This window comes from Shewanella waksmanii (genome assembly GCF_043643685.1).
GTDB classification, from domain to species: Bacteria; Pseudomonadota; Gammaproteobacteria; order Enterobacterales; family Shewanellaceae; genus Shewanella; species Shewanella waksmanii_A.
In genome coordinates, this window is sequence record NZ_JBHZSN010000007.1 from 100,030 (window position 1) to 115,862 (window position 15,833).

Annotated in this window: 13 protein-coding genes; 12 read left to right on the forward strand and 1 reads right to left on the reverse strand. The window is 45.4% G+C overall.

The window, feature by feature from the left end:
- Nucleotides 1-21 precede the first annotated feature (21 nt).
- From ACHUFW_RS12640 to ACHUFW_RS12675, 8 genes are all read left to right on the forward strand, one after another.
- Nucleotides 22-897 (forward strand): alpha/beta fold hydrolase, encoded by an 876-nt coding sequence (locus ACHUFW_RS12640; protein ID WP_394203545.1) that lies wholly within the window; start codon nucleotides 22-24, stop codon nucleotides 895-897.
- A gap of 37 nt (nucleotides 898-934) precedes the next feature.
- Nucleotides 935-2,623, forward strand: a complete 1,689-nt coding sequence (gene oleC, locus ACHUFW_RS12645) for an olefin beta-lactone synthetase (protein WP_394203547.1) — start codon at nucleotides 935-937, stop codon at nucleotides 2,621-2,623.
- A gap of 2 nt (nucleotides 2,624-2,625) precedes the next feature.
- Entirely contained in the window at nucleotides 2,626-3,723 is a 1,098-nt protein-coding gene (gene oleD, locus ACHUFW_RS12650; protein ID WP_394203549.1) for a 2-alkyl-3-oxoalkanoate reductase, read from the forward strand.
- A 280-nt stretch (nucleotides 3,724-4,003) separates the two neighbouring features.
- A complete protein-coding gene (locus tag ACHUFW_RS12655) occupies nucleotides 4,004-4,585 on the forward strand; it encodes a hypothetical protein (RefSeq protein ID WP_394203551.1) in 582 nt (193 codons plus the stop codon).
- Between the two features lie 103 nt (nucleotides 4,586-4,688).
- Nucleotides 4,689-4,889 (forward strand): hypothetical protein, encoded by a 201-nt coding sequence (locus tag ACHUFW_RS12660; RefSeq protein WP_394203552.1) that lies wholly within the window; start codon nucleotides 4,689-4,691, stop codon nucleotides 4,887-4,889.
- A gap of 161 nt (nucleotides 4,890-5,050) precedes the next feature.
- Nucleotides 5,051-8,341, forward strand: coding sequence for an nSTAND1 domain-containing NTPase (locus ACHUFW_RS12665; RefSeq protein ID WP_394203554.1), 3,291 nt, complete (start codon nucleotides 5,051-5,053; stop codon nucleotides 8,339-8,341).
- Entirely contained in the window at nucleotides 8,331-8,696 is a 366-nt protein-coding gene (locus ACHUFW_RS12670; RefSeq protein ID WP_394203556.1) for a DP-EP family protein, read from the forward strand. The genes ACHUFW_RS12665 and ACHUFW_RS12670 overlap by 11 nt, the downstream gene beginning before the upstream one ends.
- A gap of 432 nt (nucleotides 8,697-9,128) precedes the next feature.
- On the forward strand, nucleotides 9,129-10,274 hold the full coding sequence (locus tag ACHUFW_RS12675) for a GGDEF domain-containing protein (RefSeq protein WP_394203557.1): 1,146 nt from the start codon (nucleotides 9,129-9,131) through the stop codon (nucleotides 10,272-10,274).
- A 76-nt stretch (nucleotides 10,275-10,350) separates the two neighbouring features.
- Here the strand turns inward: ACHUFW_RS12675 and bioA are convergent, their stop codons facing one another.
- Entirely contained in the window at nucleotides 10,351-11,718 is a 1,368-nt protein-coding gene (bioA, locus tag ACHUFW_RS12680) for an adenosylmethionine--8-amino-7-oxononanoate transaminase (protein WP_394203559.1), read from the reverse strand.
- 163 nt (nucleotides 11,719-11,881) lie between these two features.
- Between bioA and bioB the strand changes: the two genes are divergently transcribed.
- The 4 genes from bioB (at nucleotide 11,882) to bioD (ending at nucleotide 15,742) form a co-directional block, all read left to right on the forward strand.
- Entirely contained in the window at nucleotides 11,882-12,934 is a 1,053-nt protein-coding gene (bioB, locus tag ACHUFW_RS12685; protein ID WP_394203561.1) for a biotin synthase BioB, read from the forward strand.
- Between the two features lie 13 nt (nucleotides 12,935-12,947).
- Entirely contained in the window at nucleotides 12,948-14,174 is a 1,227-nt protein-coding gene (locus tag ACHUFW_RS12690) for an aminotransferase class I/II-fold pyridoxal phosphate-dependent enzyme (RefSeq protein WP_394203562.1), read from the forward strand.
- Between the two features lie 16 nt (nucleotides 14,175-14,190).
- The gene (locus ACHUFW_RS12695) at nucleotides 14,191-14,988 is read left to right on the forward strand and encodes a methyltransferase domain-containing protein (protein ID WP_394203563.1); all 798 of its coding nucleotides are present in this window, start codon (nucleotides 14,191-14,193) and stop codon (nucleotides 14,986-14,988) included.
- Between the two features lie 67 nt (nucleotides 14,989-15,055).
- Entirely contained in the window at nucleotides 15,056-15,742 is a 687-nt protein-coding gene (bioD, locus tag ACHUFW_RS12700; RefSeq protein WP_394203564.1) for a dethiobiotin synthase, read from the forward strand.
- Nucleotides 15,743-15,833 lie beyond the last annotated feature (91 nt).

Consider the following 15,833-nt stretch of genomic DNA (forward strand, 5'->3'; position numbering starts at 1 on the left):
AGAACAATTTTAGGACAAGTCATGTTAGATACGCTTTTTCCTTACCAACGCCACTATTTAGATCTAAACGGCAATAAACTGCATTATGTTAATGAAGGCCAAGGCGAGCCTGTTGTCATGGTGCATGGTAATCCAAGTTGGTCTTTCTATTATCGCAATGTGATTGAAAGCCTTAAGTCGACTCATCAATGTATTGCGCCTGATCATATCGGTTGTGGTTTATCAGATAAGCCCGGTGATGATGGCTACGACTACACTTTGCCTCAGCGTATCGATGATTTAGAAGCCTTACTCGATTCCCTTAATGTTAAGCAAGATATTACCCTGATTGTGCATGACTGGGGCGGTATGATTGGTATGGGGTACGCGGCACGTTACCCTGAGCGCATTAAGAAGCTGGTGATTTTAAATACCGGTGCGTTTCATCTGCCAAAATCTAAACCGTTTCCTTGGCCACTATGGATTTGCCGTAACACCTTTATCGGTACTGGCCTCGTGCGTGGTTTTAATGCGTTTTCATCCATAGCAAGTTACGTCGGCGTGAAGCGCAAACCCATGCCAAGTGAAATCCGTAAAGCCTATGTTGCGCCGTTTAATTCTTGGGAAAATCGCATTTCTACTTTACGTTTTGTGCAGGATATTCCGCTTAAACCGGAAGATAGAAACTACGACTTAGTTAGCGAGATAGCAGCATCTTTGTCTAAGTTTAGTCAGGTTCCAACCTTGATCTGCTGGGGACTTAAAGATTTTGTTTTCGATAAGCACTTTTTAGCTCAATGGAAGCAAGAGATGCCCCATGCTCAAGTGCATGAGTTTGCAGATTGTGGTCACTACATTCTTGAAGATGCCAGTGAAGAAGTGGTGGGTCATATTCAACAGTTTATGACGACGTCCTGATAGTCATTCACAACACCATTTGTAAAAGGATTAGGCGATGACTCAATCTAGCGCACAGCCAGCTAATCTTTGTCGACATCTCATTGATGCGGCTCAACACTCGCCTAATGAACTTGCCGTCGCGGTTCAGCAAGCTAAAGGCTTGCCATGGCAGGCCAGTACACTGAGTTATGATGAGATTGATTTTTCAGCGCTTAATGCCTTGAGCGACCGCATGGCGTTTGCCTTAACTCAGCATGGCATTCAGCCCGGTATGAAAGCGGTGTTGATGGTGACACCCAGTATCGACTTTTTCGCGTTAACTTTTGCGCTGTTTAAAGCCGGCATCGTGCCGATATTTGTCGATCCTGGAATGGGGATTGCTAACCTAAAGCAGTGTTTCGAAGAAGCTGAGCCCGATGCGTTTATCGGCATTCCCAAAGCCCATATTGCCAGAAAACTGTTTGGTTGGGGCAAGGGCAGCGTAAAGCATTTAATTAATGTGGGGAGCGCTAGCTGGTTAACAGGGGCAACAAGTTTAACCAGCCTCGTCAATGCGGTGCCAAAAGAAGTATCTTTTGATATGCAGTGGCTCGATGGTAACGCCATGTGTGCCATCTTGTTCACTAGCGGTAGCACAGGCACCCCCAAAGGGGTGGTCTATTCACACAATATGTTTGAAGCCCAAATTGCCGCTTTGCGTGAAGACTACCAAATTACCGCCGGCGAGCGAGACTTAGCCACATTCCCACTGTTTTCGTTATTTGGCCCAGCACTGGGGATGGCTTCAATCGTGCCGGATATGGACGCCAGCAAACCCATTACTGCCAATCCAGACTATATTTTCGCAGCCATTGAGCGCTACCAATGTAGCAATATGTTCGTTAACCCCGCCTTGATTGAGCGCTTAGGCCAAGCAGGTACACAAGCTGATAAGCCAGTTAAACTTGAAAGTTTAAAGCGCGTTATTTCAGCGGGCGCGCCTGCCACTTTACCGTCGATTGCACGGTTCACCACCATGCTAAATCCTGGGGCGCAGGTATTGAATTCCTACGGTGCGACTGAATCATTGCCCATTAGTATGATGGGGAGTGATGCCTTATTGACGACCACTGACATTACCGACAATGGTGGCGGAATTTGTGTCGGTAAGCCGATTAGTAGTGTTGATATCGCCATTATTGATATTGATGAAAGTCCATTAACTAGTTTGCAGCAAGCAAGGCTTTTACCGCCAAATACCATTGGCGAAATTATTGTTAGTGGGCCAATGGTGAGTCGCCGCTATTATCGCCGTGATACCGCCACTAAGTTGGCTAAAATGACCGATGGCGACCAGCATTATCATCGTATGGGGGATTTAGGTTACCTTGATGAGTCGGGTCAGTTGTGGATGTGCGGCCGTAAAGCGCATCGAGTCGATGCCGCCTCGGGTAAGCGCTATTTCTCTATTCCAGTTGAGCGTATTTTTAATACTCACCCTCAGGTAAAACGTTCAGCATTGGTAGGCATTGATGTTAAAGGCCAGCGGGTGCCATTGCTGTGTATCGAGCTTGATAAAAGTTTAGCGTGTAGTCAATCCGCTACTTTGTTCCAAGCTTTATCGGAGCTTGCGGAGCAACACCAACAAACACAAGGGATTAGCCGATTCTTAATCCATGAAAACTTTCCTGTTGATATTCGCCATAATGCTAAGATTTTTCGTGAAAAACTGGCCGTTTGGGCACAAAAGACCCACAAGGAATAACCATGAGCCAAGTTACGCTTAATAGCACGATTACCATTGAATCATTACATCCTCTTGAGCAACAAGCATTAGTCAGCTTGAATAGCTCGGTCAAACACGCATTTGTGACTGGGGCGGGTGGCTTCTTAGGTAAAGCTATCTGTGTGCGTTTGCTAGCAGCGGGTATTGCGGTGACAGGATTTGCCCGCGGTGACTACCCAGAGTTGCAAGCCATGGGCGTGAATATGATCTCCGGTGACATTGCCGACCTTGGCGCGGTTGAAGCGGCGATGCAGGGGTGTGATGTGATATTTCATGTGGCGTCTAAGGCCGGAGTTTGGGGCAGTAAGGCGAGCTACTATTCACCGAATGTTGATGGCGTGGCCAATATCATCAATGCGGCAAAGAAACATAATATTACCCATCTTGTTTATACCAGTACACCAAGCGTGACTTTTGCTGGAGTTGATGAACAAGGGATTGATGAGTCAGCTCCCTATGCCAATCGATATTTGAATTTTTACGCTGAGTCTAAAGCCAAAGCTGAGCAAATGGTTTGCCAGGCAAGCGGTACAGCAGTTGCTAACGGTCAACGTTTGCAAACCGTATCGATTCGTCCGCACCTTATTTGGGGGCCAGAAGATCCACATCTGGTGCCTCGGGTAATAGAGCGCGCACGCTTAGGTAAACTGAAGCTGGTGGGTAAGCAAGATAAATTGGTTGATACTATTTTTGTTGAAAACGCCGCTTATGCGCATGTTCTAGCGGCATTGGCGTTAACTAAAAATAGTCCTACTTGTGCCGGTAAAGCTTACTTTGTCAGTAACGATGAACCTATTACCATGGCGGCGATGCTAAACAAAATATTAGCCTGTGTAGATTTACCGCCCGTCACCAAGCGAGTGCCAGCGCCAGTTGCGTATGCGGCCGGTTTTGTGTTGGAAACCGTTTATTCTATGCTTGGCAAAGCTGAAGAGCCGATGATGACACGCTTTGTTGCCCGCCAGTTATCCACTAGTCATTACTTTAATATTGATGCCATTAAACGTGATTTAGGGTATCAATCCATAGTCAGTATTGATGAGGGCATGAAAAAGCTGACTAGGAGCCTACAGCGCTAGTGGTATTGCTCTTTTAGCGGTTTAGCCCTGTTGCTGGTAGTAAACCTCTTGCTGTATTGATGAGTACTTTTTAAATACTTTTTACATTAATTCTTTGATTAGTCTTTTGAAGATTCTGCGAAGGGATTGGCCAACGACCTAGTTAACGGCTTAGTTTGCCACTTTGTTACGTACTAAAAGCTGTTCTGTTTAGAGAAAAATATTTTCAACGACTGTGGGTTGCGATATAGCTAAGCCACTGGCATTTTAGGTGTTTTTATCAAAGCAGGATGCTGACACTATGCCGTATATACCTTCTCAATTACCACGCCGTTATTTTTCACGTCATTACCGTCTTTCGTTGTCATCAATTGCTAAAGTCAGCGCATTATCTGCCGCACTGGCATGCACTTCTATTGTGACACAAGCTGAAACAGCGCCTCAAGTGGCTAAAACAGCACCCTTAGTGACACAAAACCAACTACAAAATGGCGATCCACTGCAAGGCGCTTGGCAGTTGCAGCAAGGTAAGTATGTTGATGATAAAGGTCAGTGGCACGATTATGCAGATCTGCACCTGCAGGCGATCAAAGTTCTCGCTGATGGCTACTTTAGTTTCACCACGATTAAGCAGGCTCCTGCCAACAAAGGTATTGCAGCCGATGTACCTAAACCGGAGTTTTGGGCCGCAGGTGCAGGTAAGTATAAAGTGACCGCCACCCATTACACGGAGTTTTTATCAATTAACTCTTTTGGCGCCCAACAAGGTCAGGCGTTTTCTTTTGAATACCGTATCGAAAAACTAGCCGATAAAACTCTGCTTCACACCAAACGCATTGAAGAAGGTGAACTTAAAGAAGTGGAAGTTTGGCTAAAGCAGTAACTATTACCTAAATACGCATATTGATATACATGTGTATAGTTGGTAATATCTCAATCGCTAATAAACGGTAACGTGGTGAAATAGCTGCGGTTGAGGAGAGGCGATGAAATTACCCGATGGTGTCCAGTTAGTTGATAACAAGTATCAGGTTGAAATTGTGCAGGCAAACGGTGTAAAAGTACGCCGCTATAGCAGCGCAATTGAAGCCTATACGGCAAAACGCTTTGCTGAGGCCAAGCTACAAGCTAAATTGAGTAAACACACCTGTAAAGTGACCGGTCAATTTTCTGCCCATCCCTCATAAGAAAGTACCGTTTTTAATCTGGACGACAGTGAAATTTGACATCGCTGTCGCTCGCCTATTAGAGTAGGTTCAGCATATAGGCTAATACTTAATAACTATCCTATTTACAAAGATTTGCTGTTGTCAGCTAAGGTAGCTGAGCTTACTGAGTAGGCAATTCAATGGACGAGACCAGCTTTTATTTTGGTGATTGGCAAATAGACCCGAAATCTAATCGGGTTCGATCTGGCGATACCGTAAAACAACTTGAGCCCAAGGCGATGGACGTACTCAAGTTGTTGTGTCACCACCAAGGTGATGTGCTCAGTAGTGATGAGATAGTCAGTCATTGTTGGCCGGACTTTGATGTAGGTGACAACCCGCTCCATAAAGTCATTAATCAGTTACGCCGTGCCCTGGGCGATAGCGCTAGCTCACCGATTTACATCGAAACCATCCGTAAACGCGGTTACCGAACCGTCGCCCCGGTAAAGTACCTTGTGGGAGATCAGCAAGGTGCACAAACTAATGTTTGGCAAAAAGGTTCTCCTTTTCCAGGATTACAAGCTTTTGATGCTGAGCACGCCGACGTGTTTTTTGGTCGAAAAGCCCAGGTTGATACCTTACTCGATCGCATCGCTAATCAAGTGCACTTTGGTCGTAGCTTTTGTTTAGTGTTGGGGCCCAGTGGTAGCGGAAAATCATCGTTAGTACAAGCAGGGGTGATCCCTAACTTGATGACAGAGCAGGGCTATAACGGGATTAAAGTTAACAGTTATACAAGCCTTGATCTTGCTGACGTTGGCGTTCATCAACTGTTTTTAGAACTCGCGAGTGTGCTTCTTGATTGGGAGATCAAAGGCACTGCGGTATTTTATGGTGAAAGTGCGCAGGAGCTTGCCCAGAAGCTAGTTGAACGACCTCAAGAAATTGTTAAGCATTGCAAGCGGGTGTTACAAGAACAAGCTGATCATCTTTCGATGTTGGCGCTGTTTATTGATCGCTTGGAAGTGTTGCTTTCTTCTCCTTTGTACAGCGAAGCGGTAAGACTGCAATTTGTTGAGCTTATCGAGCGTTTCGTGACTTCTGGTGTCATTTTAGTTATCAGTGCCTGTCGTAACGACTTCTATCCACAATTAGTGGCTTATCAACCCTTAATGGCGGGTAAAGCAAAAGGGGCGCATTTCGATCTGTCACCGCCCAACCGTGCCGAACTATTACAGATGATTCGCCTACCGGCACAAGCGGCGCAACTGGAGTGGCAAGTCGATCCCGTTACTGGCATATCGCTCGATGAACAACTTTGTGATGATGCGGCGATGAGTCAAGACTGTTTACCAATGCTGCAATATACCTTGCAAGCGCTGTATTTAAATCGTGATGACCGCGGTCATTTGTTGGTGTCGGTTTATCAAGAACTAGGCGGTATCGAAGGTGCCATAGGTAAAAATGCCGAACAAGCGATCGCCGCGCTCAGCGACGCGGAAAAAGAATGCTTGCCGCAAGTGTTATCGCAATTGGTAACCATGCAACACGATGATGCCAGTATAACCAGTCGCAGTGGCCGCTGGAGTTTACTCAGCAGCGAAGCTGAAAAAGCGTTAGTACAAGCCATGGTGGACAGCCGCTTGTTTGTCTCACACCTACAAAATGAAGCCGCATGTTTTAGTATTGCCCACGAAGCGCTGTTACGCCGTTGGCCTAGGGCCACTGAATGGATTGCTGATCACCAAGAAAGTTTAGCGGCTAAGTCGAGGCTGCATTACCTGGCAAAGCGTTGGCAAGATGAGCACAAAAGTCCTGCTTATCTATTACCGGCAGGTAAACCTTTGCAAGAAGCGCAAGCACTCGTTGCGAGCAACTTGTTCAGTGTTAATGCTGATGAAAGCGAGTTTATTCGTGCTTCATCTCAACGGCAGAATGTAAAGACCTGGACCTTACGCGGCACAGTTTTGCTGCTGATTATGCTGACGATTACGTCCGTTTCAATGACTGTAAAAAGTATTGATGCAGAAAATCGTGCATTGGAAAAACGTTTGGCAGCGGAAAACTTATTGGGATTCATGGTGGGCGAGTTTGCCGATAAACTGCGTGGCATTGGACGAATGGATTTACTCGACGGTATCAGCAACAAAGCGCTGGAGTATTTCAGTGAGCAGTCCAATACCAGTGATACCAGCCTTTATAGTTTTGATGCCCGCTTTCAACATGGTCAAACCCTCGAAGCTATGGGGGAGGTGGCTTATTCACGAGGAAAAATCGATGAAGCCACTGCGGCGCTGCTCAGTGCTAAAAGCAAACTCGAAGCCTTATTAACTGAGCAGCCGCAAAACCTTGAGTTACTTAAAACTCTGGGCGCCAATGCCTTCTGGCTTGGCCAGATCCAATATGATGCCAGTGACTGGCAAGCCACTCAGCCTTTCTTTGAGCTGTATTATCAATACAGTCAGCAGATGTACCAAATTGCCCCAAATGATGCCGATGCGTTAATGGAGCTGTCTTATGCGACTAACTCGTTAGGGTCGTTGTTGATGAAGCGCCAGGAGTTTAAGCAGGCAAAAGATTTTTTTGAAGAGTCTTTACAGTTAAAAATAACGGCGTTAGCAGCCGATCAAGGTAATCCAGTTTTGATTGCAGATCTCATTGATACACGATCTTGGTTGGCTGATTCAGAGTTATCGGCAGGCAATTTGGCTCAAAGCATAGAATATCTAGAGATAACGAAGTCGGAATATTTGAGTATGGACGACTCGATATTTGAAAATGCCAATTTGTTAGAAAACATAGCTATGAGCCTACATGATTTATCTATCCAATACATGTATATCGGGCGTACGAAAGATGCTGTTAATACGGGTTTGCAAAGCTATCACTTGTTTAAAGCAGTGGTAAATAAAGATAATAAAAATAGGTTTTGGCAGCAAAGGCTATTTGTAGTGACGCTGCATTTGATAAAAATAGACCCAAATATGGTTTATCAGAGGACTCTTAGAGTAGAAGAATTGCTAAATACCTTGAAGCGCGCAGCCGGCTTAATGGAGGATAGTAGGCGAGAAATGCATTTAAAGCTGCTACTCAACAACCTACTTGCACTGAACTATCTTAGGGACGGCAGAATTCAGAAAAGCGAACAATATTTAGCTAAAAGTCGTCAGTTCGTTGATGCTCTCTTGGAGCTCAATGCTGAAAGTATGGAGTACAAAAGACTCAGCTCGGTTATTGATCTAATTTCTGCTGAAAAAAGTGCCCATGAAAAAGATGTGGTAGAGATGATTGAGCTTTGTACGTCAGCTAGTAAAAAACTATATGATTTGCAATTGCTTAATCAAAACCCTAAATATGTTATCCCATATGCTGATAGCGTTAGATGTAAAGACCGATTGAGTTCTACAGATGATTTATCCAGTTTGGTGAAGGGGCAAAATTTGGTGAGTGAGTATTTTATAACAGAGGAGGTTAGAAATGGGCGATAAAAAATTAGATGTAATGGTTTGGTTGACTGAAATTGGTGGGAAAGTTACGGTTAATTTTAAACCAGAAATGGTTACGGTGACTCAAATGAGCAGCAAGATAAATTACTTGCTCGACAAAGAAAAAAGTTTGGGCTACTCCTTCGCAGGAGCTGTGTTTCCAATAGCCAATCAAAATCCACCATCGATTTTAGATGATGTAACCTCTTTCAAAGTAAAAGAGGGGGGCTACCGGCTAACAATTAAAGATTCAAATATTAATGCTGGCATCATTGGAGTAAAGTTACTATTGGTAAATGCAGAGGGGAATATTGTGGAATCATCAGATCCACAAGTGAAAAATGACCCAACCTTTTAAAGTCCACTATAAACCGATGACCATTTGTAGTTGTAGTTAATGTAAAGCCCCAAACGGGGCTTTCTTTTCACTTGATGCGTCGAAAAATACCCTAAATGGTAGACCCATTCACTCACCCCCTCACATAGTTCGTTAGCACTTAATAAGTCTTATGATTGCATTTTTATATGGTCACTTTCACCATGACTTTAACGCCTTACTGCGCAGTAAATTATGCAATTACAAGTGAAACGAGCTCTAAAATATACGGAAGTAACTCAGAAGGTTTGGTTTTTTTGATAGTTTAGTATAATAAAAACATACAGTTAATTCGGAAGGTAATCAGAAGGTAACTCTTGCTCCTTTGTTGCAAAATGGGTGTCATCAAATTAGGTATCAATGCCAAGTTTAGGTAAACAATGATATCGACACAGGGTGACAGGGAGAGCAACCATGATAGATACACCATCCAAATCACAGCCGTCGGCGATAACCAAGTGGGTAAATGAGTTATCAACATCCGCTTCGCAGCCCAAGGCGATAACTCAGTTTTATCCAATAAATGGCACCACTGAGGATAACAATACCGAAGAGCAACCACTGAAGGTATCGCGTTTATATGGCGATAACGAGCATTGTGCCAACGCTACCATGCGCAGTGCCGCAGATGCGCTATTACCCTCCGATGCTAATATCGATTTTATGCAAGCGCTCAGCACGGTAATTGCTTATGTATCAGAAGCAATATTTGTGGTGAATGATGAAGGGATCATTGAAATGGTGAATCCTTTGGCTGCTAAGATTTTTGGTGATGCACAAGAGGCGTTAATTGGTCAGTCTTGGTGCGCTTTTCTAGCAGAGACATACCGTGATGATTACTTAGCTAAGTTTATCCATTGGAAAACCAGCCGCAGTAAAACCTTTTACTATGGTCCCAAAGAGGTGGTGATTGATAGTGCCGACGATAGTCAATTAGAAGTCGATTTATCCCTGTCATGTATTCCACAATCCCAAACAGGGGCACGGCCATTATTTATTGGTGTGATGCACGACTTAAGTCATCATAAGTCCGAATATCGCAAGTTACAGCATCAAGCACGTACCGATGCATTAACAGGGCTTGCCAATCGCCATGCATTTGATGATGTATTGCAACATTGCTGGACAAAAATCACCACCGAGCTTAAGCCATTGAGTTTAGTGATGATCGATGTTGATTACTTTAAGCTGTTTAATGACCGATTTGGTCATGTTAATGGTGATAGATGCCTGAAAATGATTGCAGAGCAGTTGCAGTTAGTCTTGCCTAACGATCAATGTATTGCGGCGAGATATGGTGGGGAAGAGTTTGCTTTAATTATGCCGAACTGCAATCAGCTAACGGCTGAATTAACCGCTAAAAAAGTGCAGCATGCCATCAACAACTTAGTCTTTACCGAGCTTGGACTTCATCCGTCTGTACGGGTCAGTGTTAGTCAGGGAATCGCGGTAGAAAAAATGGGTGAGTACCCGAATGCGGTGGCAATATTGTGCGCTGCAGACACGGCGCTGTATCGTGCGAAATCAGATGGCCGAAATCGAATCAAAGTCAGTTGCTAGATGTGTTACTCGATTAATCATTTACTGTGATGGCAGCAACGCTGCCATCACCCATGCAAACTCATTATCTGATAGTTTATCCGTGGCTAACAAACTTAACCTCGGCTTGATGTTGATGATGCTTGTCAATGTCAGTGTCACTGATGTGTTTTGCCACCTGTTTCATGGCGTCAGTGAGCTGACTAAGCTGTGAAGGGCTGATGCTATAGGGCGGCATGATATAAATCAGTTTGCCAAATGGTCGGATCCATACACCTAAATCGGCGAACCGGCTCTGCAACGCCGCAGTATCGACAGTGTGTTGCATCTCTATGACGCCAATGGCGCCTAGTACTCTAACATCGGTGACAGCGGCGTAGTCAATTGCAGTAGCGAGCTGTTGCTTCAGTTGCGTTTCTATATTGCTAACTTGTTGTGGCCATTGGTTTTGCGCAAGCAGATCTAAACTTGCACAAGCAGCAGCACAGGCAAGAGGGTTGCCCATAAAGGTGGGCCCATGCATGAAGACACCAGAGGGTGACTCACTCACTCCTTGGGCTACTTTGTCACTGCATAGCGTGGCGGCCAGTGAAATGTAGCCACCGGTAAGGGCTTTGCCTAAACATAGGATGTCGGCTTCGATATCAGCATGTTGATAGGCAAACAATTTGCCGGTGCGACCAAAGCCTGTGGCAATTTCGTCTAAGATGAGTAACACGTTATGGCGATCGCATAGCTTGCGTAAACCGCGTAGGTATTCGGGGTGATAAAAACGCATTCCCCCTGCGCCTTGTAAGATAGGTTCTATAATCACCGCGGCAATCTCGTTGCCTTGTTGCGATAACAATTGTGCGATGGGCTCAAGGTCGCTGGTATCAAAATCGCCATCAAACTTGCTTTGTGGTGCAGGGGCAAATAATTGTGGCGTCACTGCATTGCCAAACATGGTATGCATTCCGCCTTCGGGATCGCACACACTCATGGCGGCAAAAGTATCACCATGGTAACCATTTTTTACGGTCAAAATTCGCTGTTTCTGTGGCTGGTTTTGTCCTTGCCAATACTGCAACGCCATTTTTAAGGCGACTTCCACCGCAATGGAGCCAGAATCGGCTAAGAATACTTTAGTGAGTGAGTCGCTGCTCATCGCCACTAAGCGTTTACACAAGGCGACAGCGGGTGGGTGAGTGATGCCGCCAAACATGACGTGGCTTAAGTTATGCAGTTGAGTTTGCATTGCCTCGATTATGACTGGGTGATTATAGCCGTGAACACAAGCCCACCAAGAACTGGTGCCATCGACTAGGCGGCGACCATCATCAAGTATCAATTCACACCCTTGTGCTGCAACAACCCCCGTCACCGCTTGACTGTGTAACATTGAGCTGTAGGGGTGCCATATATGTTCAGAATCGAATTGATAATCAATAGGGCCGTTATGATAGCCTTCGCTGCAGTTAGTCATCTTCGAATTATCTCGTATTTTTTTGATTAAAAATTAATCGTTAGTCAACTTACTATAAATAATTACGTTGACAGGTTACGACTTCAAGGTATGCTAAGCAACATTAACTTAAATAAAAATAGCCTTTAAGCTGGCACTTCAAAGATTATAAAGGGTTGTAACCATGTCGGATATTGCACTGCGTCACGATTGGACACGTGAAGAAATACTTGCGTTGTTCGCTAAACCGATGAACGATTTATTGTTTGAAGCACAAACAATCCACCGCCAAGTCTATGATCCCAATGAAGTTCAGATTAGTCGTTTATTGTCTATCAAAACCGGCGCTTGTCCTGAAGACTGTAAGTATTGCCCACAAAGTGCACGTTATGACACTGGTCTTGAAAAAGAGCGCTTACTTGAGATTGAAAAGGTGTTGACTGAGGCCAGAAGTGCCAAAGCAGCAGGCGCTTCACGTTTTTGTATGGGCGCAGCGTGGCGAAACCCCCATGAACGCGACATGCCGTATCTTAAGGATATGGTCAGTGAAGTCAAAGCCATGGGGATGGAAACGTGTATGACATTAGGGATGTTGTCAGCCCATCAAGCACAAGAGTTGGCCGATGCCGGGCTGGATTACTACAACCACAACCTTGATACCTCGCCTGAATACTATGGCGATATTATTACCACGCGCACTTACCAAGAACGTTTAGATACTTTAGCGAATGTCCGTGCTTCAGGTATGAAAGTGTGCTCTGGCGGTATTGTAGGCATGGGCGAGCAGGCTACCGATCGTGCAGGCCTAATACAGCAGCTGGCTAATATGGAGAAGCACCCAGACTCGGTGCCCATTAATATGTTAGTTAAAGTGGCGGGCACCCCATTTGCCGATTTAGATGATTTAGACCCGCTGGAGTTTGTGCGGACTATTGCCGTGGCGCGGATCACCATGCCACATTCTCGGGTTCGTTTGTCAGCAGGGCGAGAAAGCATGACAGATGAACTGCAAGCAATGTGTTTCTTTGCCGGTGCAAATTCAATTTTCTATGGCTGTAAGCTGCTGACCACAGCGAATCCTGAAGAAAATAAAGACATGACATTATTTAAACGGCTTGGACTGCATCCAGAGCAAGGGCCTGCTGCGAAAATCGAAGAAGAAAAGCAAGTGTTTGCCAAAGCAGAAGCGATTAAAGCGAAACAGACAAGTCAGTTTTATGATGCCGCCGCGCTGTGATTAGATTGAATTAATGGACCCATTGCTGCGAACAAAACTACAGGCCTCTATGGCTGCTGCAACACAAAGTGACGCTTTGCGTCAACGTAAGTTAATGCAGCCAGTCGGGGATGAGTTGTCAGTCATGTTAAGTCATGATGGACAGCAATACTGCAATTTTAGTGGTAATGATTATCTCGGCCTGGCGAGTAGTCAAAGTTTGAAACAGGCTGCCAAGGATGCCGCTGATGCGTATGGCGTCGGGGCCATGGCATCACCATTAGTCACGGGTTATAGCCAAGCGCACCAGCAGCTAGAGCAGTTATTATGTGAAACCACTGGGCACGAAGCAGCATTGCTGTTTTGTTCGGGGTTTAGCGCCAATAGCGCGTTAATGCAGACCTTGTTTGACCGCGAAGATTATCTTATTTGTGACCGCTTGGTGCATGCATCGATTATTGACGGCTTATTACATAGTAAAGCCAAGTTTGGCCGCTTTAAGCATAATGATGTTGCCCATGCTGCGCATTTAACCGCGAAACAATTACCTAGTGCAATTGTCACCGAGTCCGTTTTTAGTATGGATGGTGATAGTGCACCGATAGACGCATTGAACAAACTGGCCAAGCAGGCTAATTGTTGGTTGATTGTGGATGATGCCCACGGATTCGGTATTCACCATGATGCCGACCCAGCTAAAGAAAGTGCAGGTGAGCAGCAGACGCTTAATGCGCCGATATTAGCGCTTACTCATCAGCAGTGTGACGTGCAAATAGTGACCTTTGGCAAAGCATTAGGTTGCCAAGGCGCGGCGATTTTAGGCCGCCAACTGTTAATTGACTATTTAGTTGCTAATGCTCGTCATTATATTTACTCCACAGCCCTGTCACCATTAAATGCCCATATTGCCTATAACGCAGTGAAACTAAGCTTAACAGCAACTTCACGGCGTCAGCAGTTGCACCGGAACATTGCACTTTTTAAACAATGCTGTCAGCACCGCCAAGTCAGTTTAGTTGCTTCAAACTCACCGATACAGCCGATTATTGTTGGCGGTAATCGTCAGGTGATTCAGTTGGCCGATAAATTAAAGCAGCAAGGATTCATTGTTGGTGCAATTCGACCACCGACCGTGCCTAAAGGCAGTGCTAGGCTAAGAGTAACCTTATCAGCGCTGCATAGTGCCGAGCAAATTACTAAGCTGGTTGATGTCATTGCCGCTGAGCTAGCTCAGATTGCCCAGCAACCTGTAACTGATTAACAAGGAACCCCAAGTAGTGATTAGCGGGTCAGCAACTAATAAACACCATAGCGATTGCGCTCAATCGGTGGAGCTCCATGATGAACAGATAGCGCGTCATTTCTCTGCCGCAGCAGGTCAGTATGCGCAGCATGATGCATTGCAACGCATGAGCCGCGATGTGCTGCTTGAGCATGGGCGCTTTGCCAGTCGTATGCTCGATATTGGTTGTGGCCCTGGCACAGCGTTGGCAGCTCAAGGGGTCAGCCATACAACTGGTGTTGATATTGCTTTGGGGATGTTGCAGCAGGCGCGGGCGCAGCTAACCAACTTCTTGCCGATTTGCGCTAACGCTGAGTGTCTACCTATCCAGTCGCAATCTATTGCAGGTATATATTCGAACTTGGCGTTGCAGTGGTGTGATGATCTATCCTTGGCCATTGCTGAAATGCAGCGGGTATTGCAACCTAGAGGCTATGCCAATATTGCCATCGTTACCCAGGGAAGCTTGCCACAATTACAGCAGTTGGGTTTACATGTGAATCCATTTTTGACCGCTGAAACCATTCTAAAATCTTTCAATAAACAGCAGTGGCAGCTGGCTTGGCACGAGACGCAGACTCTCACCTGCTATTTTGATGATTTAAAGCAACTGCTGTACTCAATCAAAGGCGTTGGCGCTTCAACCCACACCGCTAACGCCACACAGAGTAAACCGGTGTTAAGTGGACGTCGATCTTGGCAAGCATTGCAACAAAAAGCATCTCAACTTCGGACACAAGAAGGCATGCCGCTGAGTTATAAAATCGTTTTTGTTTGCGCACAAAAGCGCTAATACGCCGAGAGGTTAGGCGGCATTGTTATTAGCCGTCTCGGCGAATTTTGAGTGAATAGGTAAGGTTATGGTCTATTTTATTGCGGGTACTGATACCGATTGTGGCAAAACGTTAGTTGCCAGTGCATTGCTATACAGATTTAGTGAGCTTGGCTCTACCTTGGGCGTTAAGCCGATTGCGTCAGGCTGTGAACACACGCCTTCGGGGCTGAGAAATAGTGATGCGCTGTCATTGATAGCGCATGCCAATATTGCTTTGGATTATCAAATTATTAATCCGATTGCATTTGAACCCGCAATCGCTCCTCATATCGCAGCCAAACAGCAAGGCTTGGCATTGACCTGTGATGTTATTCATCAAGCGCTGGCAAAAGTGCCTTTTGAGGGGGTCGACTTTGGCTTAGTTGAAGGTGCGGGTGGGTGGCGATTGCCATTAGGGCAGGGGGAATACCTGTCACAAGTGGTGGTGCAGCAACAATATCCAGTGATTTTGGTTGTGGGATTAAAGCTGGGCTGCTTAAACCATGCACTGTTAACCCAAGAAGCGCTGCAAGCCGATGGCGTTGAGATAGCAGGTTGGGTGGGCAACTTAGTGGATCCTCACATGAGCTGCCTTGAAGAAAACATCGACTCTTTACATCAGATGATGTCTGCCCCTTGTCTCGGTATTATCCCCCATGTACCAGGTGGTAATGTGTACCAAGCAGCCACTTACCTTGATATTTCAGCGCTACAGACTAACTTTGAAAATTAAGCTTGAACGATTAACCACAATCTAACGGAATAAAATTAACCAAATTTAATGCTAAATTAGCTTAAATAAAGGCTAACTAAAATCGCGTTTA

Bases quoted from the DNA above. Each gene is read 5' to 3' on its own strand.
- ACHUFW_RS12640 (WP_394203545.1), top strand. From the start codon at position 22: ATGTTAGATACGCTTTTTCCTTACCAACGCCACTATTTAGATCTAAAC.
- oleC (WP_394203547.1), top strand. From the start codon at position 935: ATGACTCAATCTAGCGCACAGCCAGCTAATCTTTGTCGACATCTCATT.
- oleD (WP_394203549.1), top strand. From the start codon at position 2,626: ATGAGCCAAGTTACGCTTAATAGCACGATTACCATTGAATCATTACAT.
- ACHUFW_RS12655 (WP_394203551.1), top strand. From the start codon at position 4,004: ATGCCGTATATACCTTCTCAATTACCACGCCGTTATTTTTCACGTCAT.
- ACHUFW_RS12660 (WP_394203552.1), top strand. From the start codon at position 4,689: ATGAAATTACCCGATGGTGTCCAGTTAGTTGATAACAAGTATCAGGTT.
- ACHUFW_RS12665 (WP_394203554.1), top strand. From the start codon at position 5,051: ATGGACGAGACCAGCTTTTATTTTGGTGATTGGCAAATAGACCCGAAA.
- ACHUFW_RS12670 (WP_394203556.1), top strand. From the start codon at position 8,331: ATGGGCGATAAAAAATTAGATGTAATGGTTTGGTTGACTGAAATTGGT.
- ACHUFW_RS12675 (WP_394203557.1), top strand. From the start codon at position 9,129: ATGATAGATACACCATCCAAATCACAGCCGTCGGCGATAACCAAGTGG.
- bioA (WP_394203559.1), bottom strand. From the start codon at position 11,718: ATGACTAACTGCAGCGAAGGCTATCATAACGGCCCTATTGATTATCAA.
- bioB (WP_394203561.1), top strand. From the start codon at position 11,882: ATGTCGGATATTGCACTGCGTCACGATTGGACACGTGAAGAAATACTT.
- ACHUFW_RS12690 (WP_394203562.1), top strand. From the start codon at position 12,948: ATGGACCCATTGCTGCGAACAAAACTACAGGCCTCTATGGCTGCTGCA.
- bioD (WP_394203564.1), top strand. From the start codon at position 15,056: ATGGTCTATTTTATTGCGGGTACTGATACCGATTGTGGCAAAACGTTA.